This is a genomic window from Exiguobacterium sp. s191 (assembly GCF_018618955.1).
Taxonomy (GTDB): Bacteria; Bacillota; Bacilli; order Exiguobacteriales; family Exiguobacteriaceae; genus Exiguobacterium_A; species Exiguobacterium_A abrahamii.
The window spans coordinates 110206-128644 of sequence record NZ_JACSNC010000003.1 but is presented as its reverse complement, the minus strand read 5'-3'; the positions used below and the strand labels follow the sequence as shown (position 1 = coordinate 128644).

The following is an 18439-nucleotide window of genomic DNA, read 5'->3' as shown; positions in this document are numbered from 1 at the left end:
TATACTCCAATTACCAAATCATTGACAAGGAGTGAGGAAGATGGAATTACTCGGAATTCATCATGTATCGATCTTAACAGGCATGGCGGAACGCAATTATCAATTCTACACACAAATACTTGGCATGCGTCTGATCAAAAAGACTGTCAATCAAGATGACACGACATCGTATCATCTGTTTTATGGAGATGCGGAAGGGAATCCAGGAACGGACTTGACGTTTTTTGATATTCCGCATCTTGGAACGGGTGTACCGGGGGCATCGAGTATCTCTTCGACATCGCTTCGTGTCAAAACAACGGCTGCACTTCATTTTTGGAAACGACGTTTTGAAGCGAAAGGTGTGGATCACGATGAAATCGTCGAGCGAGCAGGGCGCCAAACACTAGCCTTTCGTGATCAGGAAGGAACACGCTTGATTCTCGTCGCAGAAGATGGTGAGGCAGGTGTCGCAGGTGGTGTACCATGGCCGCAAGAAGAGATTCCATCGGAGCATGCCATTGTTGGACTGGGAGCTGTCACATTAACGGTCAACGATCCGACGTTGACGATTCGTGTTCTGACGGAAGTCATGGGATTCCGAAAAGTAGGTTCTTATCCATCTTTAGCAGGTGACTTTGAGCCGATTGAAGTCTATGCAACTGGAGAAGGTGGTATCGGAGCAGAGGTTCATATTGAGGCACGTCCAGATCTCGACCGAGAACGTCTCGGTCGTGGTGGTGTGCATCACGTCGCGTTCCGAGTGCCGAACAGTGATGAATATGAAAAGTGGGTCGAACGCTTGAATTCCTATCACTTACCGAACTCCGGTAAAGTCGATCGTCACTATTTCCAAGCTCTTTACTTCCGGGAACCGAACCATATCTTGTTTGAGCTTTCAACAGACACACCAGGGTTCGCGACGGATGAGTCCGTTGAAACATTAGGAGAGACGCTTGCGTTACCACCGTTTCTTGAACCAAAGCGAGCTGCCATCGAAGCACGGTTACGTCCACTCGAAATCTGACAATCCTGTGACACAGGTCACAGAAGGATCGTCCATCCCGTATACTAAGAACAGGAATCAAGAAAAAGGAGTGACGGGATGTTAAGAACTACGCTTGGGCAATTCCGAATGATTGCGATACTAGAAGGAATCTCGTTTTTAGTTTTACTGTTGATTGCGATGCCGTTAAAGTATATGGCGGATATTCCGCAAGCTGTTTCGGTCGTTGGCGCACTTCATGGTGTCTTGTTCGTCATGTATGCACTCTGGCTCGCGGTCGTGAAATTCAAATACGATTGGTCGATTATCAAGGCTGGGATTGCGTTCATCGCATCATTCATCCCGTTTGGTACATTCGTGCTCGACTGGAAGCTAAAACAGGAAGCAACAAACGCGTAAATTGTGTATACTGAATAGAGCACGGCTGTGGATAACTGTTTTTGTCTATGCGAAGCAGGTTATCCACAGCTTTTTTCTGTGGATAATTTTTAGGAGGATATATCATGTCAACATTTGAAACATTACACATCAGCGATCTGTGGATAAAAAAATTACAAAAACAAGGCATCAAGGAGCCAACACCGATTCAAGAACAAGCGATTCCGTCATTACTCGACGGACGTGACTTGATTGGGCAGGCACAAACGGGAACAGGAAAAACGTTAGCGTTTCTCTTACCAATCCTTGAGCAAATCGATGTCGAATCACAAACGGTTCAAGCATTGATTGTTGCACCAACACGTGAACTTGCGCGTCAAATTGCCGATGAGACGCATAAACTGATTCGGAACACGGAACAGTACCGTGCGCTTGCTGTATACGGTGGACAAGACGTCTTTAAACAGATTCAACGACTCGGTCGGATGCCACAAATCATCATCGGGACACCAGGACGGATTCTTGACCATGTCGGTCGCGGTACACTTGATTTAAGTGAATTACGGACGCTTGTCTTAGATGAAGCAGATCAAATGCTGCAAATCGGTTTCTTGCCAGAAATCGAAGACATCATCGAAGCAGCACCGGTTGATCGTCAATTCGTCATGTTATCCGCAACGATGCCACCGAAGGTAGAGGAACTCGCAAAAACGTATTTGCGTAACCCGGTCGAAGTCCAAGTAGAAGCGGAAAGTATCACTGTTGAAGCGATTGAGCAGTTCGTCGTCGAAACAACGGATCGCCGTAAACAGGCGACACTGCGGACGATGCTTGACGAGATGCGTCCTTACGCAGCAATCATTTTCTGCCGTACGCAACGTCGCGTCAGTAAATTGAATGAAGAAATGCAGATGCAAGGGTATCCGACGGATGAATTGCATGGTGGGTTGACGCAAGGGAAACGAGAAAAGGCGATGGCGAAGTTCTATCAAGGAAAAACACAATTCCTGATCGCAACAGACGTCGCTTCGCGTGGACTCGATGTGACAGGTGTGACACACGTCTTCAACTACGATTTACCGGACGATGCGGAAAGTTATGTTCACCGGATCGGTCGGACAGGACGTGCCGGGAACGACGGAATTGCTGTTTCGATCGTGACGCCGAAAGATGGTCGGACGTTCCGTGATATGGAGCGGGAATTGAACATCTCGGTCACGCCGATCGTCGTCGAATTATCTGAAGAAGCGATTCGCGCACAGCACGACCAAAGCAAAGGATCACGGAAGACGACAGAAGGACGTGGAAACACACGTCGTTCGAATAACCGTCGCCCGGGACGTGCACATCGTAAATAAACAAAAACAAGATAAAAGAGCCGGTCTACTTCTCTCATAAAAAGAGAAAATAGACCGGCTCTTGTTTTTATTTGGCGTAGACCATCTGACCACCGAGATGTCCGGTATAAGCAAGCAACCCGCTACCGACGATCGCAACAACGAAACTAAGTAACAAAAACATTTTTTTGTTTGAGCGGTAACCCAATAACAGAAATAACAGCGAGACACCAAAGGCAACAAGACTGAACAACGCGAAATGTTCATGATTTTCGATAGCAGCATGAGTAACACTGCTTAAGTTCGCTTCCGCATACTCTTCTGCTCCGTCTCCAGACAAATAGGCAGCGACTCCGGAAATCAGACCGACGACTAACGTAAAAAGGGCAAACAGTTTGAATTGCATCCATTTCAGACTGACGAGTAATAAGATCGTCGCAAATAATAAAAGTGCAATCGGTGCATGAACAAGAAGTGGATGAAGCGGTACGTTCCCCAACATATCAAAGACCTCCTTGGATAAGTATGGTAAAGCATAATTTCACTTTACCCTGCTTATCTGACAGTTAACTGACACCGTTTTAAAGAGTTGGGAAATGAATGATGAACCGTGTGCCTTCACCTAATGTGGAATCAATGGAAATCGTTCCACCATGTTGCTCCACAATGGATTGAGCAATCGATAGCCCAAGACCGGTTCCTGTTCCGTGACGCGAATGGTCACCCCGGTAAAAACGCTCGAATATTTTAGTTTGTTGATTGGAAGCGATACCGATTCCACGGTCCTGTATCGTCAACTGGCGTTCTGTAGTAGTTTCTTCGAGGGAGACATCAATGGCTTCATCGCTGTAGACAAGAGCATTTTCAAGAAAGACCGTCAATAAGCGATTCAATTGATGGGCGTCTCCTTTCATGCGTAAGTCAGAAGCAATCGAAGCGTGAATGACGCGATCCGAGTAGGCATGCTGAAAACGTTCGACGGTCTTTTGAACGAGTGAACTAAGGTCAACTTCCTGTTTCGGTGAAGGTTGTCCTTCTCGCGCAAGCAATAGTAAATCAGAGACTAAATACTGCATCCCTGCCGTTTCTGCTTTGATATCCTCTAGAATCGTGCGTCCTTCATTCGAAAGTGATTCCGCTTCTAGCAATTCAATCCCGCTATAGACGATTGTCAGAGGTGTCCGTAGTTCATGTGAAGCATCGGATGTAAAACGACGTTGGCGATCAAATGCTTGTTGCACCGGAATGACGGCTCGACCAGCAAGGATGTATCCGACTAGCGTCAGAACGATCGTTGCGAGAACGCCAATCCCCGCAAGAACGGCAATCAATCGCTGCAAGGTATCTTCGGTCGGAGAGATGTCCTTCATTAGCAGTAGTCGTCCTTCTTCGGTACTTCGTTGATACAGCAAGAAGTGTCGATCATCCCACTCCACTTGTTTCGTCGTATCATTCGAGCTTAAAAAACGGCGCAGTGTTTTCATCTCGACGCCAGGCGGCAAACTTGCATAGCGTTCGTTTCCTGAACCGTCGAGTAACTGGAAGTAGATCGGATTTCGGATGAATTGATCTTCCCCGTGTTCGATCCGTTCGAAGATATCTCGATCAGATACGCCCTTCAATTGATTCAATTCCATTCGATTCAGCAATTGAGCGTTCGTGACATACACACCAATCAGGATGAGGACTAGTACAAGAAAAAACGAACCACTGAATAACAAGGTCAGTCGTTTTCGAATCGATTCAAGCATGCGGATCACCTAAACGATAACCGAACCCGCGAACTGTCCGGATCAAATTAGGAGCACCGACCGCATCTAATTTTTTCCGAACGAGTCGGACGAGCGCATCGAGCGCGTTATCCGTAATATCCGCACCGATCCCCCACACGACTTCGATGATTAATTCACGACTCATGACCTGTTCAGGTCGTCTTAATAGTAAGGAAAGGAATTCAAATTCACGTCGTGTTAAATCAATCGGATGATGTTCATAGGAAATTGTTTGTGACGATAGATCGAGTACTAGTCCGTTGAAGGAGACCGTCGACACGAATGCCTTTTGTTGACGACGACTGAGCGCGCGCAGTCGTGCCAGTAATTCATTCGATTGAAACGGTTTAACGAGATAGTCATCGGCTCCACTATCGAGACCATGAACGAGATCGATTTCCGTATCACGAGCAGTCAACATCAAGATGCCGCCTTCGAACTGTTCTTGGCGTAAGGTAGCGGCGACTTCGATTCCGCTCTTACGAGGCATCATCCAATCGAGAACGAGTAAGTCATAGCGATACGTCTGACATTGGAGGAGCGCTTCCACTCCATCCTGCGCAACATCTACCTGATATCCTGCCCGCTCCAAATGGAGGCGTAACATCTTTGCAAGACGCTGATCATCTTCTGCTACCAAAACGCGCATGCACATCGCTCCTCTTTTTTCTCATTATCCCATAGTTGCCGTCAGTTAGTTGTCAGTTTTTTTCGATACAGTAAACGTAACAAGAAGGGAGAGGAAACAGATGAAACCCAAACCATTTGCGAAATGGCTTGTCGGGCTTAGTAGTTCCGTCTTCATCGGACTCGCCATTGGTCAGTTGAGTGTCAGTTCGAACGATTCCTCGACGACACCTGTTTCGACAGGCGATACGTATTCGAACGATACGACATTACCATCTCAAGGGAATCAATATAGCGATGATGAAGGCGAATACGAAGGGGATGATGGATATTACGAAGAAGACGATGATGATCAATGGCAAGGTGATGAATCATCTGGCTTCAGTCAACCCGGTGGATCGAGTGACGGGCAGTCTAGCCATTCGAGGTAAGGAGGAGGAAGATGGAGCGACAATTGTATGCGATGCATAATCAGGTGCGGTTCGTAACGGATCAGCCGATCGATGAAGCAGAATGGGAGGAACTTGTCCGATTCTTTCATTATGTGGATCGGCAGTGGTCACGCTTTGATGAGCAAAGTGAAGTCAGTCGATTGAATCGCTTACGGATCGGCGACACGTTATCGGTGTCCTTACCGTTAGCCCGCTTGCTTGCCCGCGCTACACGATATTTCGAGCAGACCGAACGTTATTTTTCCCCATTCCTGCTGGCGCAACAACAAGCCAATGGCTATCGGCAATCATTTCCTTTCACACAAGCTGTCGCTTATGAAGAGGTTGCTCCACCAGAAATCGCTCCATTCATCATTGAAGGATGTGACGTGACTCGAGTCGGAGGCGGTTTTATCGACCTAGGTGGCATCGGAAAAGGAGCTGCCGCGATGATTGCAGCGCAACGACTACGAAAAAGCTGGAATCGTGGATTGATTGAAGCGGGAGGCGACGTCATCGTCTGGTCCGATGAGGAACCATGGAATATCACGATCACGCATCCCGAGACCGAACAACGCGTCGCTGATGTGCAATTGCGACAAGGCGCGGTCGCGACATCGAACCGTGTCTATCGATCGTGGAAGACGGACGAACAGACGCATCATCATTTATTGGATGGACGAACAGGACGTCCGACGAAAAGTCCGATTCTTCAAGTGACCGCATCTGCGCCACAACTCTATGAAGCGGAAGTCATGACGAAACTTGCCTTTCAGATGACAGAGACAGAACGTCAAGAAAAGCTGTTTCGTTGGTTTCCAAAAGGACGATTATTGATTTTGGATACTGCTGGGGAATGGCGAAGTGAACAGAAAGGAGTGAGTGAGACATGGACTGGATGAAATGGTTGTTCTCAACATGGACGATGATCCGGTTGAGTGGATTAAGTGGGCACTTCTTCATGACGATTTCTGTCTTAGCGGGATTGCTCGGTTCCTACCCGGTACTCAAAAAACAAAAAGCACGACTGCATCACGTGCACTTATATAGTGGCTGGGCAGGTTTGCTCGCAATCGTCCTTCATGCGACGCTCATCATCGTCGATTCATACGCGCCACTGACAATCTTTGAGGTCCTAATTCCGGGCCAAGCTTCTTATGAACCACTCTGGAATGCGCTAGGAACGATCAGTCTCTACTTATTCGGGTTCGTTCTCGTGACTTCGGATTTCTTAAAGGAGACGTTAGGCAAGACGCTTTGGAAATTGACACACTGGCTCGTCTTACCTGCTTGGCTATTAATGACGGCACACGGTCTATTCATCGGTACGGATACCGGAACCTTGTTTCCGACGATCTGGTACGCTGTCTCAACACTGACGATGTTTACGCTCGTCCTATACCGGATGCGGATCCGTCCTGTGCAACGGACTCGAACTTCAGCAAAAGAGCGCTCAGTCGTACGCTGAGCGCTCTTTTCATTGTCGTGCGAGCCAAGACGTCCATTCGTTAAAGGCAGCGTCCCGATTCTCGATATAGTTGTGATCACTATCGACAATCGCTTCCTCGAACGGACTGTCGGGTAGCAATAAGTCATGATGGAGCGCTTTGATCGATGTTTCGTCCCGTTCTGACGTCATAAGCAACATCGAGCGATCGGCTAGACGTTCTTTTAGCGTCAGTAAGTTCCAAGTCGTATGATGATGCTTCAACTCGTCGAGTAACGCGTCAGCAGCGGCACCATTCAGGAAAGCAGCTCCTCGCTCGAGTACACCGTGTAGCGCAGCTTCGTATTCCGGATGTTCGAGGACGAGCTGACCGACGAGACCAAAATTAAAAGGAGAAATCCCGACATAATGTGCAGCCTCCGGTGTCTCAGCAAAAGCATGCAGACCGGCGAAGCCGCCCATGCTATGACCGACGACGGTAACCTGATCTGCCTTGATGCCATGTTCGGCAGTGAAAGACTCTGAGCAGACGTGCTGTAGTGTCGCGGTCGCGTCTTCCAAAACATGTTGGAATCGGAAGGTTCCAGGGCTCCCGATCGTTCCACGATACGACGTGACGAGTACATGGTATCCTGCGCTTTGAAGTTGAACTGCCCAGTCCATGTTCAACTGTTTCCCGGGAAATCCGTGGAAGAGGACAATCAGTGGAGCATCCGCTGTGTGTTCAGGTGAATAGAGACGGGCAATCAACTGTTCTGAACCACCGCTTGGAACATGGAGATAGGATAGTGTTGCTTTTTTCGTGATCGTTTCCAAAAAAACACGCTCCTTCATAATCATTTTCTAAGTCTTAGTGTGCGTGAAGATGCACGATCATGCAATGATTAAGTGTGTGAACTAAAAAGATGGGATACCCTTCTGGGCATCCCATCTTTTGTATGGCGTGGCTTAGAATACTTTTGTCGTCCATGATTCACAGTTCCATAAGTCTGTCGCAACAGCTTCATAGAATTCTGGTTCGTGTGAGATCAACAGGACTGTTCCTTTGTACTCTTGTAACGCGCGTTTTAATTCTTCTTTTGCTTCGACGTCCAAGTGGTTCGTCGGCTCATCGAGTACGAGGATGTTCGATTCCGTATTCATCAATTTACAAAGACGGACTTTCGCTTTTTCCCCACCGCTGAGCACTTCGATTTTCGATTCGATGTGTTTCGTCATCAAACCACACTTCGCGAGCATGGCACGGACTTGTTGTTGTGTCAGAGACGGGAACGTATTCCAAATCTCTTCGATACACGTATTCGAGTTCTTCTCTTTGACTTCTTGTTCGAAGTACCCGATATGCAAGTTCTCGCCTCGCTCAACGATACCTGAGACAGCTTGTATTTCACCGAGCAAACTCTTGAGCAACGTCGATTTCCCGATTCCGTTCGCACCGTGCAACGCGATCTTCTGCCCACGTTCAATTGTCAGATCAAGAGGGCGCGAGAGCGGCTCGTCGTATCCGATGACGAGACCTTTTGCTTCGAACATCAATTTACTTGGTGTCCGTGCTTGAAGGAAGTGGAACTCTGGTTTTGGACGCTCTTGCGCAAGTTCGATGACATCCATTTTATCGAGTTTCTTCTGACGTGACATCGCCATGTTCCGTGTCGAGACACGTGCCTTGTTCCGGGCAACGAAGTCCTTCAACTCAGAGATTTCCTGCTGCTGACGCTTGAACGCAGACTCGAGTTGCTTTTTCTTCGCTTCATGGATCGTGACGAAGTTGTCGTAATCGCCGACATAACGATTCAATTCTTGATTTTCCATATGATAAATCAAGTTGATGACGCTGTTGAGGAATGGAATATCGTGCGAAATCAAGATGAACGCATTCTCATATTCATTCAAGTAGCGTTTCAACCATTCGATATGCTGGACATCGAGATAGTTGGTCGGCTCATCAAGTAAGAGAATGTCTGGTTTTTCAAGAAGGAGTTTGGCGAGCAGGATTTTCGTCCGCTGTCCACCACTGAGCTCTTGTACATCCCGGTCGAGTCCGATTTCATCAAGACCAAGACCGCGCGCGATTTCTTCGACTTTTGCATCGATCGTATAGAAGTCGTTATTCGTCAGAATGTCCTGCAAGACGCCGACTTCTTCGAGCATCTTTTCAAGTTCTTCTGGCTCGACTTCGCCCATTTTACCGTACAAATCATTGATTTCCTGTTCGATGTCGAACATATACTGGAATGCACCTTTAAGTGCATCGCGGATGGTTAATCCTTTTTCAAGGACAGCGTGCTGATCCAAATAACCGACGCGTACATGCTTCGCCCATTCGACTTTTCCTTCATCTGGCTCAAGTTGCGACGTAATGATGTTCATGAACGTCGATTTTCCTTCACCGTTCGCACCGACGAGACCGATGTGCTCGCCTTTTAACAGGCGGAAGGAGACATTTTCGAAAATGGCGCGGTCACCGAATCCGTGACTTAAGTTAGATACCGTTAAAATACTCATAATTACTCCTTATTTCATGAATTCCTGTGACTTAGACGCCTGTCCGTTTTTTCTGGTTGTTTGCTTTTTTCGTCTGTTGGCTCGTCAATTGTTTCGTTTGTGTTCCTTGTAAGCCAGTCGGACGTTTTGTTTGCGCTTGTTTTTTTGCTTTCAAGCGTTCGATCATTGCCTCTTGCAACGATAGTTTTTTTGATTGTTCACTCATGTTCGTTCACCTCGATTGATTCGTTCTTACTTTCTAGTATGCCAAAAAAAACGTCTCTTGGAAATGAAGAGACCTGATTTTACATCTCAAAGTGTATCGGCGAGATAGACGACGTAACAATTCCGGTCGATATCGATTTCACAGCTGTCACGCTCAAAAATACCGTGGCCTTCGACTTCGATCTTGTCTTTGATCAAAAAACGCATCGCTTGGATGTGATTCGGAACCGTTGATGTCTTTAGGAGCGGTTGAGCGCTGTCGGACAAATACTGTCTGAACTCGATATGAATTTGGTGCGGTGGATAAACGCGTTCTTCTGTCGCACGCGGTGATGCCTTGATATGATCGACGATCAATTGATCGTAATCACCTGCCATCTCATTGGAACGAAGCTCGTATTGATGTCCTTCGATGATATGGAATTCACAGAGTTGGTGGGCGATGATCTCTTCCGGTTCGATCGCATAGCGATCATATTGATAGATCGGATGGAATTCACCATTTTCTTCAACATAGTAGGCAAGTGACATGCGTAAATCCTCCTTTTCATTCTATAGATACTATTACCACCTTCAAGGAAAAAAAGTTCCGGCAGAACAAAGAAACTTTTCTCTCTAAAAAAGCGTATACTATCCATAACGAGAGTAAAAGGAAAGGGGACTGAGACGGTGAATTGGATGAAACAAGCGACACTGGCTGCAACACTGTTGATCGGAACGACACTGAGTGGGTGTGGATCGGATGATGCACGGGCGGAACGACCAGATGATCCGGATTGTGATGACTATGAGTATGATAATGATGAAGGCGTTTGGTACTGTGATGATAGTTCGTCAACCCATTCAGGCTACTATTACTGGGGTGGCAGTTATTTCGCATCTCGTGCCTTGATGCATAGTGCGATGCGAACAAAAGGGTATACGCCGAAATCAAAAGAAGTAAAAAGTTATAACACGAAGACAAAGGGATTCGGAACAGGCTCATCTTCCGGCTTTTTCGGCGGATGAACAGACGACAAACCTTTTACGGAGACATCGATCGTTTTTGGGATGTGCTAGACGGGGAACCGTACGCTGTGACGGAAATCATGCCCATCTCGGAAGAACAAATCGACCAACTGCATGATGCGGCGCAAGAAGTTTACCGGATATTCGAAAGAGTGCTTCCGATTCTTCGATCGATGGATGATGAGGCGCTGCTAGAGCTTGGCTTCCCGTCTGAGAGTCTCGCTTTTTTACGACTCGAGACGATGCGACCGTTGACCGTCATCGGACGCTTTGATTTCATTGCGACGACAGATCGTATTTCACTCATGGAATGGAACGCGGATACGCCGACTTTCATCAAGGAAGTATTCGAAGTCAATGATGTCGTAGCGGAAAAACAAGGTTTTGAACGGGTCAACGATGGGGAAAACAAATGGCTGAAGGCAACTGTCCGTCGTGCGATCGAAGCCGCGACACATCGGACGAAACAGCATCCGCATGTCGTCTTCACCTCACATGGTGACCATGTCGAGGATCGGTTGACGGCTGAGTATTTGCAGTCGTTTTGGGATGAGGCGACGTATTGTCCACTTCATGCATTAGAGATTCGTCCGGAAGAAGGTCTGTACGATGAGGCAGGTAAAAGAATCGATATCTTATATCGTCAAACCTTTCCGATTGAGATGGCCTTACTTGACCGAGATGAAGACGGAAGAAATTTAGGACAATTACTCCTGCAACTCGTCGAGACAGGGCGACTCGAAATCATCAATCCGCCGTCTGCCTTTTTAATGCAAGCCAAGTCGGTTCTTGCATTGATCTGGATGTTGCATGAAGCCAATCATCCGTACTTGAGCGAAACGGACCACATGACGATTGCGCGTTATTTTTTACCGACGTACTTATCCGCTGATCCATTCATTTCAAGCCAGCGATCATTCGTTAAAAAACCGATTTTCGGGCGTGAGGGAGATACCGTGACGGTCCATGATGGACACGGAAATATCATGTTAAAGAACGAACAGCATACGTTTCGTGATCAACCGGCTGTTTATCAAGCGTATCAAGAACTACCGACGTACTCACTTCAGGAAGAGGGAGAAGTCGCGTATATGTACGGTGTCTTTATTTTAGGAGGAAGACCAAGTGCGATCGGTGTACGTGCCGGAGAACGGATCACTGGAAACCGTTCTTATTTCGTACCAATTGGTCGATAGCATGAAGGAGGGAGAAACGTATGAGAGCAGCAATTTTAGGAGCATCTGGTCTAGTCGGACAAGAACTCGTGGATCGTTTGTTGGCAGAAGATGCATATAGCGAGGTACATGTTCTCGTTCGCCGCCCGATGCGCCGTTTTCATCCGAAATTGGAAGAATGGGTGATTGATTTTGATCGTGTGACAGAAATCGAATTACCTGTCGTCGACCATGTCTATTGTGCACTGGGAACGACAATCAAACAAGCAGGATCGCAAGAGGCATTTCGTTTGGTTGACTACACATATCCGATTGAACTTGGCCGTGAATTGTTAGACCTCGGCGCGACACGATTTGCTTTAATTTCGGCGCTCGGTGCCCATCCGAATGCCAAAACCTTCTACAATCGCGTAAAAGGGGACACGGAAAACGGATTACGTGTACTGGGGTATGACGCGTTATTGATTTTTAGACCATCCTTGTTATTAGGGGATCGAGATGAATTCCGCTTAGGCGAACAAGCGGCTGCGAAAATTTCGACGGTCTTACGCCCCTTGTTGAAGCGGAGCGCCATTGCTCCGATCGAAGCTGGTCAAGTCGCTGCAGCGATGATCCGTGAAACATTACATGCACCGCCTGGAATTACAATCATCGAATCGAAACAGATGCAATCCTGAGCAGTCGAGTAGTCGACTGCTCTTTTTGTTATTCTTGTAACGTAAATAATATTTGACTCGTCAAATGATTTGCGGTTGAATGGTAAAGTGCTGTCTCATATATAAAAAAAGAAGTGAGACAATTCAGGCAAAACAGTGTATTCGTATCCTATCTGTTTCGTCACGCTTATCGTTTGGGGAAAGCGGGAAAAGATGATGGATTATGCACTTATTTAGGATTGATGAAAGGAGCCGATCATATGGCAGAGTTTGATCGCGATCAGGTCTATAAGACCGTTCCGCAAAAAGGATTCTTCGGGAATCCGAAAGGGTTGTTCACCCTCTTCTTCACTGAGTTTTGGGAGCGTTTCTCCTACTATGGCATGCGTGCCATCCTTATCTTCTACATGTACGATTCAGTTGCCAACGGTGGTCTAGGTATCGATAAGACGACAGCTGCGTCAATCATGGCCGTTTATGGTTCGCTCGTCTACATGTCAGGGATCATTGGGGGATGGGTAGCTGACCGTTTACTCGGTACGTCACGGACCGTCTTCTATGGTGGTATCTTGATCATGCTAGGACATATCGTCCTTGCTTTACCAGCAGGCATTACAGCCCTCTTCATCTCAATGGGACTCATCGTCATCGGTACTGGTTTCTTGAAACCGAACGTATCGAATATCGTCGGTGACTTGTACAGCAAGACGGATAACCGCCGCGATGCTGGTTTTAGTATCTTCTACATGGGGATCAACGCTGGTGCATTCCTCTCACCACTCGTCGTCGGTGAAGTGGCTGACCGCGGTGGATATCACGCTGGTTTCGCACTCGCTGCCATCGGGATGTTCGCAGGACTTGTCGTCTTCGTCTTGACGAAAAAGAAAAACCTAGGTCAAGCGGGTACGTACGTCTTGAACCCATTAAAAGGGGACGAGAAAAAACGTTTCATCACGATCGCATCAATCGTTGTCGTCGTAATTGCTGTACTCGGTGTCGTTGCATCGATGACAGGACTGCTGACGATTTCTCGTTTTACTTTAATGGTCACGATTCTCGGGATCTTGATTCCGATCGCTTACTTCACAGTCATGCTTCGTAGTCCAAAGATCACGGATGATGAGCGCTCACGTTTGATTGCGTATATTCCGTTGTTCATCGCAGCAGCGATTTTCTGGGCAATCCAAGAACAAGGTTCATATGTCCTCTCAATCTTCGCAAGTGAACGGACGAATCTTTCATTCTTAGGATTTGAGATTCAACCGGCATTCTTCCAATCGTTGAATCCGCTCTTCATCATCGTGTTAGCACCTGTTTTTGCGAGCTTCTGGGTCAAACTCGGTGACCGTCAACCAACGACGATGCAAAAGTTCTCGTTTGGTCTTCTGTTCGCTGGACTTTCGTTCATCGTCATGACACTACCAGGTATCCTGTTCGGTGTGGAGACGTCAGTTAGTCCACTCTGGCTTGCACTGAGCTTCTTCCTCGTCGTAATCGGTGAGCTCTTCTTGTCACCAGTAGGTCTATCGGCAACAACAAAACTGGCGCCGGCTGCCTTCTCAGCGCAAACGATGAGTCTGTGGTTCTTGACGAACGCAACGGGTCAAGCGGTCAACGCACAAATCGTTAAATACTACACGAATGACACGGAGATTTTGTACTTCGGTATCACGGGTATCGTTGCCGTCATCTTCGGATTACTTTTGTTCGCTTTCGCACCAAAACTTCAAAAATACATGCGCGGTATTCGCTGATGCATGAAAAAAGACGCTTTCTCGATCGAGAAAGCGTCTTTTTATTAATCATTCGTCCGGATATGGCGTAACCCTTCTGCGAGCAAGGCGACCAATGTTCCAAGGACGAGACCGTTTGACATCAGGGTCGTCACGAGTGGCGGTAAATCGGCCGTTGCTCCTTTTGGTAGTAACAACGCACCGATGCCGACAAGGACCGGGAGACCGACCGTGATCATCGCCGTTTGACGATTCAAGTCGCGGGCTGCTTCCGTGACGCCGATGATTGCCATTCCGGCAACGATCGGTGCGACCATCGCATAACCGACAGCGACGGGGATTTTAGCGATCAATCCGACGAATGGTGTCACGATACTGAGGAAGAGACACGTGATGTTCGCATAGACGAACGCTTTGCGGTCCGTGTTATCTGTTGAAGCAATGAACCCAGCCGTTCCGGAAATGGCGACAGGACCCACCGTACCGAACAGACCAGCGAAGAGTTGTCCGATACCAGCCGTGATACCAGCTGTTCCGACTTGTCCTTTGACGGTTTCACCACGCTTGGCACTGATGATCCGTTCGATGACCTTGATGTTCGCTAAGACGTTCGTCATTAACAACAACGAGATGATGAGAGCTGTCGGTAATAAGCTCCAGTCGACATGAATACCGCCGAACGGCAATAAACTCGGTAAAGTGAACAGTGGACCATCGAAACTTGGCATCTCGGCACGACCGATCAATGCAAACATGCTCCAACCGACGAGTAGCGTGATTAATAAAGCGTACTGGCGTAAGCGATCACTTCGTTCTAAATAAAGCGAGATCAAGACCGTCAGAATCGAGATGACGGCAGGTAATACTTGAATTCGTCCATCCTCGATATTGAGCAATCCTTTCATGACGGATCCGGACAGTTGTGCCGACAGCAGTAGCATGTAGACACCGATGACTTGCGGTGTAAAAAGAGGGACTAAGCGCCGTAATACACCCGTCATCGTCAAGACGATACAGATGATACCGCTGAGTAGGAGTAAGAATCCAAGCGACTGTAAAGTGTTTGAATAACTGCCGTACAATGTGACACCAATCGACGAATAGAGGGCAAATACACCCCACCAAATTCCAGCAGGACCTTCCATGATCGGTAGACGGTGTCCGAGCAGGACTTGAAAGAGACTTAAGATGGCAAATACGAATAGACAACGAGATAAGAAGGAAAGCGTCTCGGCACCCGAGAGTTCAAACGATGCTGCGATGGCAAGGGGCGGGGCAATGTTAGTACAGATGATGAATAAAAACCATTGAATCGTAGACACAAGGGTACGCGGCAAAACGTGAATCTCCTTTCGAAAAAACAATATTGGTTTCATCTTAAACCAATTCATGAAAAAGCGATAGGGATGCTTACAATGACTGAAAATTCTAATATTTGTTTTCATATGTGATTTAACACATAATATGGGGTATAACGGTAACGGGAGGGAATGAAATGAAAAAATGGAGTATTCGAATCATTGGAACGATTGCTGCGCTGTTGGCACTGCTCGTATTTGCATTCATGATCTGGGCGCAGTTCGATTATGATGCATCTCCCCAAGCGATATCTTACGTGGAGACAGCTACACCACGTGAAGTGACATTTGGAAAAAAGACGAGTGACGTTGGATTCATCTTTTATCAAGGGGCAAAAGTCGATGCAGCGGCCTACAGTTATTACGGCAAGCAACTAGCGAAAGACGGGCACTTCGTCGTCATCCCGAAGCTACCGTTTCGGATTGCGTTGCTTGACTCAAGCGAAGGACTCGATGTCATCGAGGAGTATCCGCAGGTCAAAAAGTGGTATCTGATCGGGCATTCGCTCGGTGGAAGCGCAGCTTCGACGATCGTCGAACAACATCCGAAAATTAAAGGAATCGTTTTCCTCGCGTCCTATCCGATTGATTCGATTGATGTGCCCTCGTTGACGATTTATGGTGGACGAGATGGTGTCTTACCAGTCGCTGATATCGAAAAAAGTAAACAGGACGTTCGAAAAGATGCCGTATTCCATGAAATCAAGCAAGGGAACCATGCGAACTTTGGTATGTACGGTCGACAAAAAGGGGATAACAGCAGCCCATTAACGCCAAAAGAACAACAGGACGAGTCGTTAGATGAAATCAAACGATTTATCGATACACCTTAATCAATTCTCTAGTGAATAAACGACTCATCAATCAAATGAAAAGGATGGAGAGATTCTGGCACTGGGTCCGGAATCTCTCCATCCTTATTTCTACTGAGTTATCGATTCAATTCAAGCGATGAGCGACTTCGTCGAGCGTTGGCAAAGCAGCCATCGCTCCTTTGACGGAAGCAGCAAGTCCGCCTGAAATCGCTGCGAATCGACCGATGTCGCGAAGTTCATCTTCAGACCAATCAAACGAAAAATCGCGTAGCGCGCACTGGTAGAGTAAACCGGACATGAAGGCATCTCCAGCTCCTGTCGTATCGATTGCGTCGACCGTAATCGCATCGATGACAGCCATCGCACGATCCGTATAGAGAATCGATCCTTCACTTCCTCGCGTGATGGCAAGAAGACGAATCGGATATTCAGCTAACAATTCAGCAGCCCCGTCATCAAGATTTGTTTGTCCAGTTAGAAACGTCAATTCTTCCTCAGCAAGTTTGACGATTTGTGCATCCGGTAGGACAGACCGGATCGTCGTCCGCGCTTCGTCAAGATTCGGCCATAGCGACTCTCGTAAGTTCGGATCGTAAGAGACTGGTACTTGGTGCGCTTTTGCACGTGCGATGGCTTTTCGTGTCGCGTTGACGGATTCTCCAGTGATCAAAGAGATCGAACCGATGTGTAATAAATCGACGGACGTGAAATCCTCCGGTACATGTGTTTCGTGGAATTGCATATCAGCGCGCTCCGCGTTGATGAACTCGAACGACCGCTCTCCATCCTGACCGTTTGTAACGAGCACAAGTCCTGTTTTTTGCGTCGAATCGTGGACGAGATGATCGGTACGAACACCATAATGATGTAACGTATCTTTCAAGAAGTGTCCCATCGAATCATCACCGACAGCTCCAAGAAAATAACTATCAGCGCCTAATCGAGCGAGTCCGACAGAGACATTGGCAGGAGCACCTCCAGGATTTTTTTGAAACGTCATGTTTTCAGCATCAAGAGGAATCAAATCAATCAATGCTTCCCCTAAACTAAAGATTTTCATACGTAGAACTCCTTTCAAGATCCGGACGAATCCGTTCGATGTGTAAAGCCATATAGCCGATTTCTGATTCAGGTACACGTGTATCGAGTTCGACAGTCAACCAATTGCCCATTTGACTCGCACAGGCATAAGCCTCAGCATAACGTGTTTTGACGGCAGATAAAATCACATCATCCATGTCGTGTAAGGTTTCTCCTTGTTCAATCCGGGCGAGGACCAATTTCATGTGCGTAAAGAAACGATAATACGTCATCGATGAGGTCTCGATCGTTTGTCCAAAAAAGACTTCGATCTGTTCACGTAGTTCATTGAGTAACGTAACCGTCTGCAACGCAGTGGCCATATTCGGATGCGTTTGGCGTGCATTGTATAAGTGAAGCGCGATGTTCGCAGCTTCTTCTTTCGGTAGCGTGACCTGTAAGGCACGCTCGATCTCAAGAACTGCCCATTCTCCAATCGCATACTCCGGTCCATACAAAAGGCGAATCTCTTCTGCCAATCGATTATGCACGACGAGTTGTTCACGTGCTAATCGTACGGCATGAGCAAGGTGGTCCGTCAGACTGACGTGAATATAGTCATGAAACGGCGTTTGGAGCTCACCTTCTGCATGTGAGATGATGCGTTCCGATAAATCAATGATCTCAAGTGGTGTCGTTGTCAGAATCTCTTTGAACTGTTCTGCATTTTCAAATGAAGGGATGAACATTTTTTCAATCTTCGTCGCTTGAATCGGATCTTTTTTCTTTTTTCCAAAAGCAATGCCTGGTCCCATGACGATGCGTTCCTGTCCATTTTCTTTGACGACAACAGCGTTGTTATTGAGGATCTTATGAATAATCAGCCTGACGTCCTCCTTTCCGATCTTTTCTTTTATTATAAAGCGAACTTCAGCGCTTTGCGAACCGACAAATGCGACCACCGAGCCCGAGGACTCGGTTTGGTCGC

General features: G+C 47.2%; 21 protein-coding genes. 11 read left to right on the top strand and 10 right to left on the bottom strand.

Features of this window, described 5'->3' with window-relative positions:
- The first annotated feature begins 40 nt into the window (after positions 1-40).
- From KNQ09_RS13985 to KNQ09_RS13975, 3 genes are all read left to right on the top strand, one after another.
- The gene (locus KNQ09_RS13985) at positions 41-1006 is read left to right on the top strand and encodes a ring-cleaving dioxygenase (RefSeq protein WP_050677189.1); all 966 of its coding nucleotides are present in this window, start codon (positions 41-43) and stop codon (positions 1004-1006) included.
- A gap of 78 nt (positions 1007-1084) precedes the next feature.
- Positions 1085-1384, top strand: a complete 300-nt coding sequence (locus KNQ09_RS13980) for a DUF3817 domain-containing protein (protein WP_050677188.1) — start codon at positions 1085-1087, stop codon at positions 1382-1384.
- Between the two features lie 104 nt (positions 1385-1488).
- Positions 1489-2721, top strand: coding sequence for a DEAD/DEAH box helicase (locus KNQ09_RS13975; protein ID WP_023469749.1), 1233 nt, complete (start codon positions 1489-1491; stop codon positions 2719-2721).
- A gap of 67 nt (positions 2722-2788) precedes the next feature.
- Here the strand turns inward: KNQ09_RS13975 and KNQ09_RS13970 are convergent, their stop codons facing one another.
- The 3 genes from KNQ09_RS13970 to KNQ09_RS13960 all read right to left on the bottom strand — a co-directional run bounded on the left by KNQ09_RS13970 (position 2789) and on the right by KNQ09_RS13960 (position 5121).
- The gene (locus KNQ09_RS13970) at positions 2789-3202 is read right to left on the bottom strand and encodes a DUF2231 domain-containing protein (protein ID WP_214858836.1); all 414 of its coding nucleotides are present in this window, start codon (positions 3200-3202) and stop codon (positions 2789-2791) included.
- 79 nt (positions 3203-3281) lie between these two features.
- Positions 3282-4451 carry a sensor histidine kinase gene (locus KNQ09_RS13965; protein ID WP_214858835.1) on the bottom strand — a complete coding sequence of 390 codons (1170 nt, stop codon included), beginning with the start codon at positions 4449-4451 and terminating at the stop codon, positions 3282-3284.
- Positions 4444-5121 (bottom strand): response regulator transcription factor, encoded by a 678-nt coding sequence (locus KNQ09_RS13960; RefSeq protein WP_064300706.1) that lies wholly within the window; start codon positions 5119-5121, stop codon positions 4444-4446. The genes KNQ09_RS13965 and KNQ09_RS13960 overlap by 8 nt, the downstream gene beginning before the upstream one ends.
- Before the next feature lie 100 nt (positions 5122-5221).
- On the opposite strand from KNQ09_RS13960, the gene KNQ09_RS13955 reads away from it, so the two are divergent.
- From KNQ09_RS13955 to KNQ09_RS13945, 3 genes are read left to right on the top strand one after another with little or no spacing between them, the layout of a single operon-like run.
- Complete coding sequence (locus tag KNQ09_RS13955; RefSeq protein WP_058704368.1) at positions 5222-5530, top strand: hypothetical protein; 309 nt, start codon at positions 5222-5224, stop codon at positions 5528-5530.
- Between the two features lie 11 nt (positions 5531-5541).
- Positions 5542-6432, top strand: a complete 891-nt coding sequence (locus KNQ09_RS13950) for an FAD:protein FMN transferase (protein ID WP_214858834.1) — start codon at positions 5542-5544, stop codon at positions 6430-6432.
- Positions 6420-6998, top strand: coding sequence for a ferric reductase-like transmembrane domain-containing protein (locus tag KNQ09_RS13945; protein ID WP_214858833.1), 579 nt, complete (start codon positions 6420-6422; stop codon positions 6996-6998). Before KNQ09_RS13950 ends, KNQ09_RS13945 begins: the two co-directional genes overlap by 13 nt.
- Positions 6999-7007: 9 nt before the next feature.
- Here the strand turns inward: KNQ09_RS13945 and KNQ09_RS13940 are convergent, their stop codons facing one another.
- The 4 genes from KNQ09_RS13940 to KNQ09_RS13925 all read right to left on the bottom strand — a co-directional run bounded on the left by KNQ09_RS13940 (position 7008) and on the right by KNQ09_RS13925 (position 10217).
- Positions 7008-7793: an alpha/beta hydrolase family protein gene (locus KNQ09_RS13940; protein WP_214858832.1), complete on the bottom strand. Its 786-nt coding sequence runs from the start codon at positions 7791-7793 to the stop codon at positions 7008-7010.
- 132 nt (positions 7794-7925) lie between these two features.
- On the bottom strand, positions 7926-9482 hold the full coding sequence (locus KNQ09_RS13935; protein WP_133208420.1) for an ABC-F family ATP-binding cassette domain-containing protein: 1557 nt from the start codon (positions 9480-9482) through the stop codon (positions 7926-7928).
- Positions 9483-9513: 31 nt separating this feature from the next.
- Positions 9514-9687 carry a hypothetical protein gene (locus KNQ09_RS13930; RefSeq protein ID WP_214858831.1) on the bottom strand — a complete coding sequence of 58 codons (174 nt, stop codon included), beginning with the start codon at positions 9685-9687 and terminating at the stop codon, positions 9514-9516.
- 86 nt (positions 9688-9773) lie between these two features.
- Entirely contained in the window at positions 9774-10217 is a 444-nt protein-coding gene (locus KNQ09_RS13925) for a hypothetical protein (RefSeq protein ID WP_050677179.1), read from the bottom strand.
- Positions 10218-10364: 147 nt separating this feature from the next.
- Here KNQ09_RS13925 and KNQ09_RS13920 point away from each other — a divergent pair, with 147 nt between their 5' ends.
- From KNQ09_RS13920 to KNQ09_RS13905, 4 genes are all read left to right on the top strand, one after another.
- Entirely contained in the window at positions 10365-10694 is a 330-nt protein-coding gene (locus tag KNQ09_RS13920) for a hypothetical protein (protein WP_035395686.1), read from the top strand.
- On the top strand, positions 10691-11890 hold the full coding sequence (locus KNQ09_RS13915) for a glutathionylspermidine synthase family protein (RefSeq protein ID WP_214858830.1): 1200 nt from the start codon (positions 10691-10693) through the stop codon (positions 11888-11890). Before KNQ09_RS13920 ends, KNQ09_RS13915 begins: the two co-directional genes overlap by 4 nt.
- Positions 11891-11910: 20 nt before the next feature.
- A complete protein-coding gene (locus KNQ09_RS13910; protein WP_058704374.1) occupies positions 11911-12546 on the top strand; it encodes a Rossmann-fold NAD(P)-binding domain-containing protein in 636 nt (211 codons plus the stop codon).
- A 239-nt stretch (positions 12547-12785) separates the two neighbouring features.
- Positions 12786-14279: a peptide MFS transporter gene (locus KNQ09_RS13905; protein WP_047390672.1), complete on the top strand. Its 1494-nt coding sequence runs from the start codon at positions 12786-12788 to the stop codon at positions 14277-14279.
- Positions 14280-14323: 44 nt separating this feature from the next.
- Here KNQ09_RS13905 and KNQ09_RS13900 read toward each other — a convergent pair whose 3' ends face one another.
- Complete coding sequence (locus tag KNQ09_RS13900) at positions 14324-15580, bottom strand: purine/pyrimidine permease (RefSeq protein ID WP_231681714.1); 1257 nt, start codon at positions 15578-15580, stop codon at positions 14324-14326.
- Positions 15581-15753: 173 nt separating this feature from the next.
- Between KNQ09_RS13900 and KNQ09_RS13895 the strand changes: the two genes are divergently transcribed.
- A complete protein-coding gene (locus KNQ09_RS13895) occupies positions 15754-16449 on the top strand; it encodes an alpha/beta hydrolase (RefSeq protein ID WP_064300700.1) in 696 nt (231 codons plus the stop codon).
- 106 nt (positions 16450-16555) lie between these two features.
- On the opposite strand, the gene KNQ09_RS13890 is transcribed toward KNQ09_RS13895, so the two are convergent.
- Both KNQ09_RS13890 and KNQ09_RS13885 read right to left on the bottom strand, forming a co-directional pair.
- Positions 16556-17491 (bottom strand): carbohydrate kinase family protein, encoded by a 936-nt coding sequence (locus tag KNQ09_RS13890; RefSeq protein ID WP_050677176.1) that lies wholly within the window; start codon positions 17489-17491, stop codon positions 16556-16558.
- Complete coding sequence (locus KNQ09_RS13885) at positions 17478-18413, bottom strand: PRD domain-containing protein (RefSeq protein WP_353049758.1); 936 nt, start codon at positions 18411-18413, stop codon at positions 17478-17480. Before KNQ09_RS13885 ends, KNQ09_RS13890 begins: the two co-directional genes overlap by 14 nt.
- Between the last annotated feature and the right edge of the window lie 26 nt (positions 18414-18439).

Bases quoted from the DNA above. Each gene is read 5' to 3' on its own strand.
- KNQ09_RS13985 (WP_050677189.1), top strand. From the start codon at position 41: ATGGAATTACTCGGAATTCATCATGTATCGATCTTAACAGGCATGGCG.
- KNQ09_RS13980 (WP_050677188.1), top strand. From the start codon at position 1,085: ATGTTAAGAACTACGCTTGGGCAATTCCGAATGATTGCGATACTAGAA.
- KNQ09_RS13975 (WP_023469749.1), top strand. From the start codon at position 1,489: ATGTCAACATTTGAAACATTACACATCAGCGATCTGTGGATAAAAAAA.
- KNQ09_RS13970 (WP_214858836.1), bottom strand. From the start codon at position 3,202: ATGTTGGGGAACGTACCGCTTCATCCACTTCTTGTTCATGCACCGATT.
- KNQ09_RS13965 (WP_214858835.1), bottom strand. From the start codon at position 4,451: ATGCTTGAATCGATTCGAAAACGACTGACCTTGTTATTCAGTGGTTCG.
- KNQ09_RS13960 (WP_064300706.1), bottom strand. From the start codon at position 5,121: ATGCGCGTTTTGGTAGCAGAAGATGATCAGCGTCTTGCAAAGATGTTA.
- KNQ09_RS13955 (WP_058704368.1), top strand. From the start codon at position 5,222: ATGAAACCCAAACCATTTGCGAAATGGCTTGTCGGGCTTAGTAGTTCC.
- KNQ09_RS13950 (WP_214858834.1), top strand. From the start codon at position 5,542: ATGGAGCGACAATTGTATGCGATGCATAATCAGGTGCGGTTCGTAACG.
- KNQ09_RS13945 (WP_214858833.1), top strand. From the start codon at position 6,420: ATGGACTGGATGAAATGGTTGTTCTCAACATGGACGATGATCCGGTTG.
- KNQ09_RS13935 (WP_133208420.1), bottom strand. From the start codon at position 9,482: ATGAGTATTTTAACGGTATCTAACTTAAGTCACGGATTCGGTGACCGC.
- KNQ09_RS13930 (WP_214858831.1), bottom strand. From the start codon at position 9,687: ATGAGTGAACAATCAAAAAAACTATCGTTGCAAGAGGCAATGATCGAA.
- KNQ09_RS13925 (WP_050677179.1), bottom strand. From the start codon at position 10,217: ATGTCACTTGCCTACTATGTTGAAGAAAATGGTGAATTCCATCCGATC.
- KNQ09_RS13920 (WP_035395686.1), top strand. From the start codon at position 10,365: ATGAAACAAGCGACACTGGCTGCAACACTGTTGATCGGAACGACACTG.
- KNQ09_RS13915 (WP_214858830.1), top strand. From the start codon at position 10,691: ATGAACAGACGACAAACCTTTTACGGAGACATCGATCGTTTTTGGGAT.
- KNQ09_RS13910 (WP_058704374.1), top strand. From the start codon at position 11,911: ATGAGAGCAGCAATTTTAGGAGCATCTGGTCTAGTCGGACAAGAACTC.
- KNQ09_RS13905 (WP_047390672.1), top strand. From the start codon at position 12,786: ATGGCAGAGTTTGATCGCGATCAGGTCTATAAGACCGTTCCGCAAAAA.
- KNQ09_RS13895 (WP_064300700.1), top strand. From the start codon at position 15,754: ATGAAAAAATGGAGTATTCGAATCATTGGAACGATTGCTGCGCTGTTG.
- KNQ09_RS13890 (WP_050677176.1), bottom strand. From the start codon at position 17,491: ATGAAAATCTTTAGTTTAGGGGAAGCATTGATTGATTTGATTCCTCTT.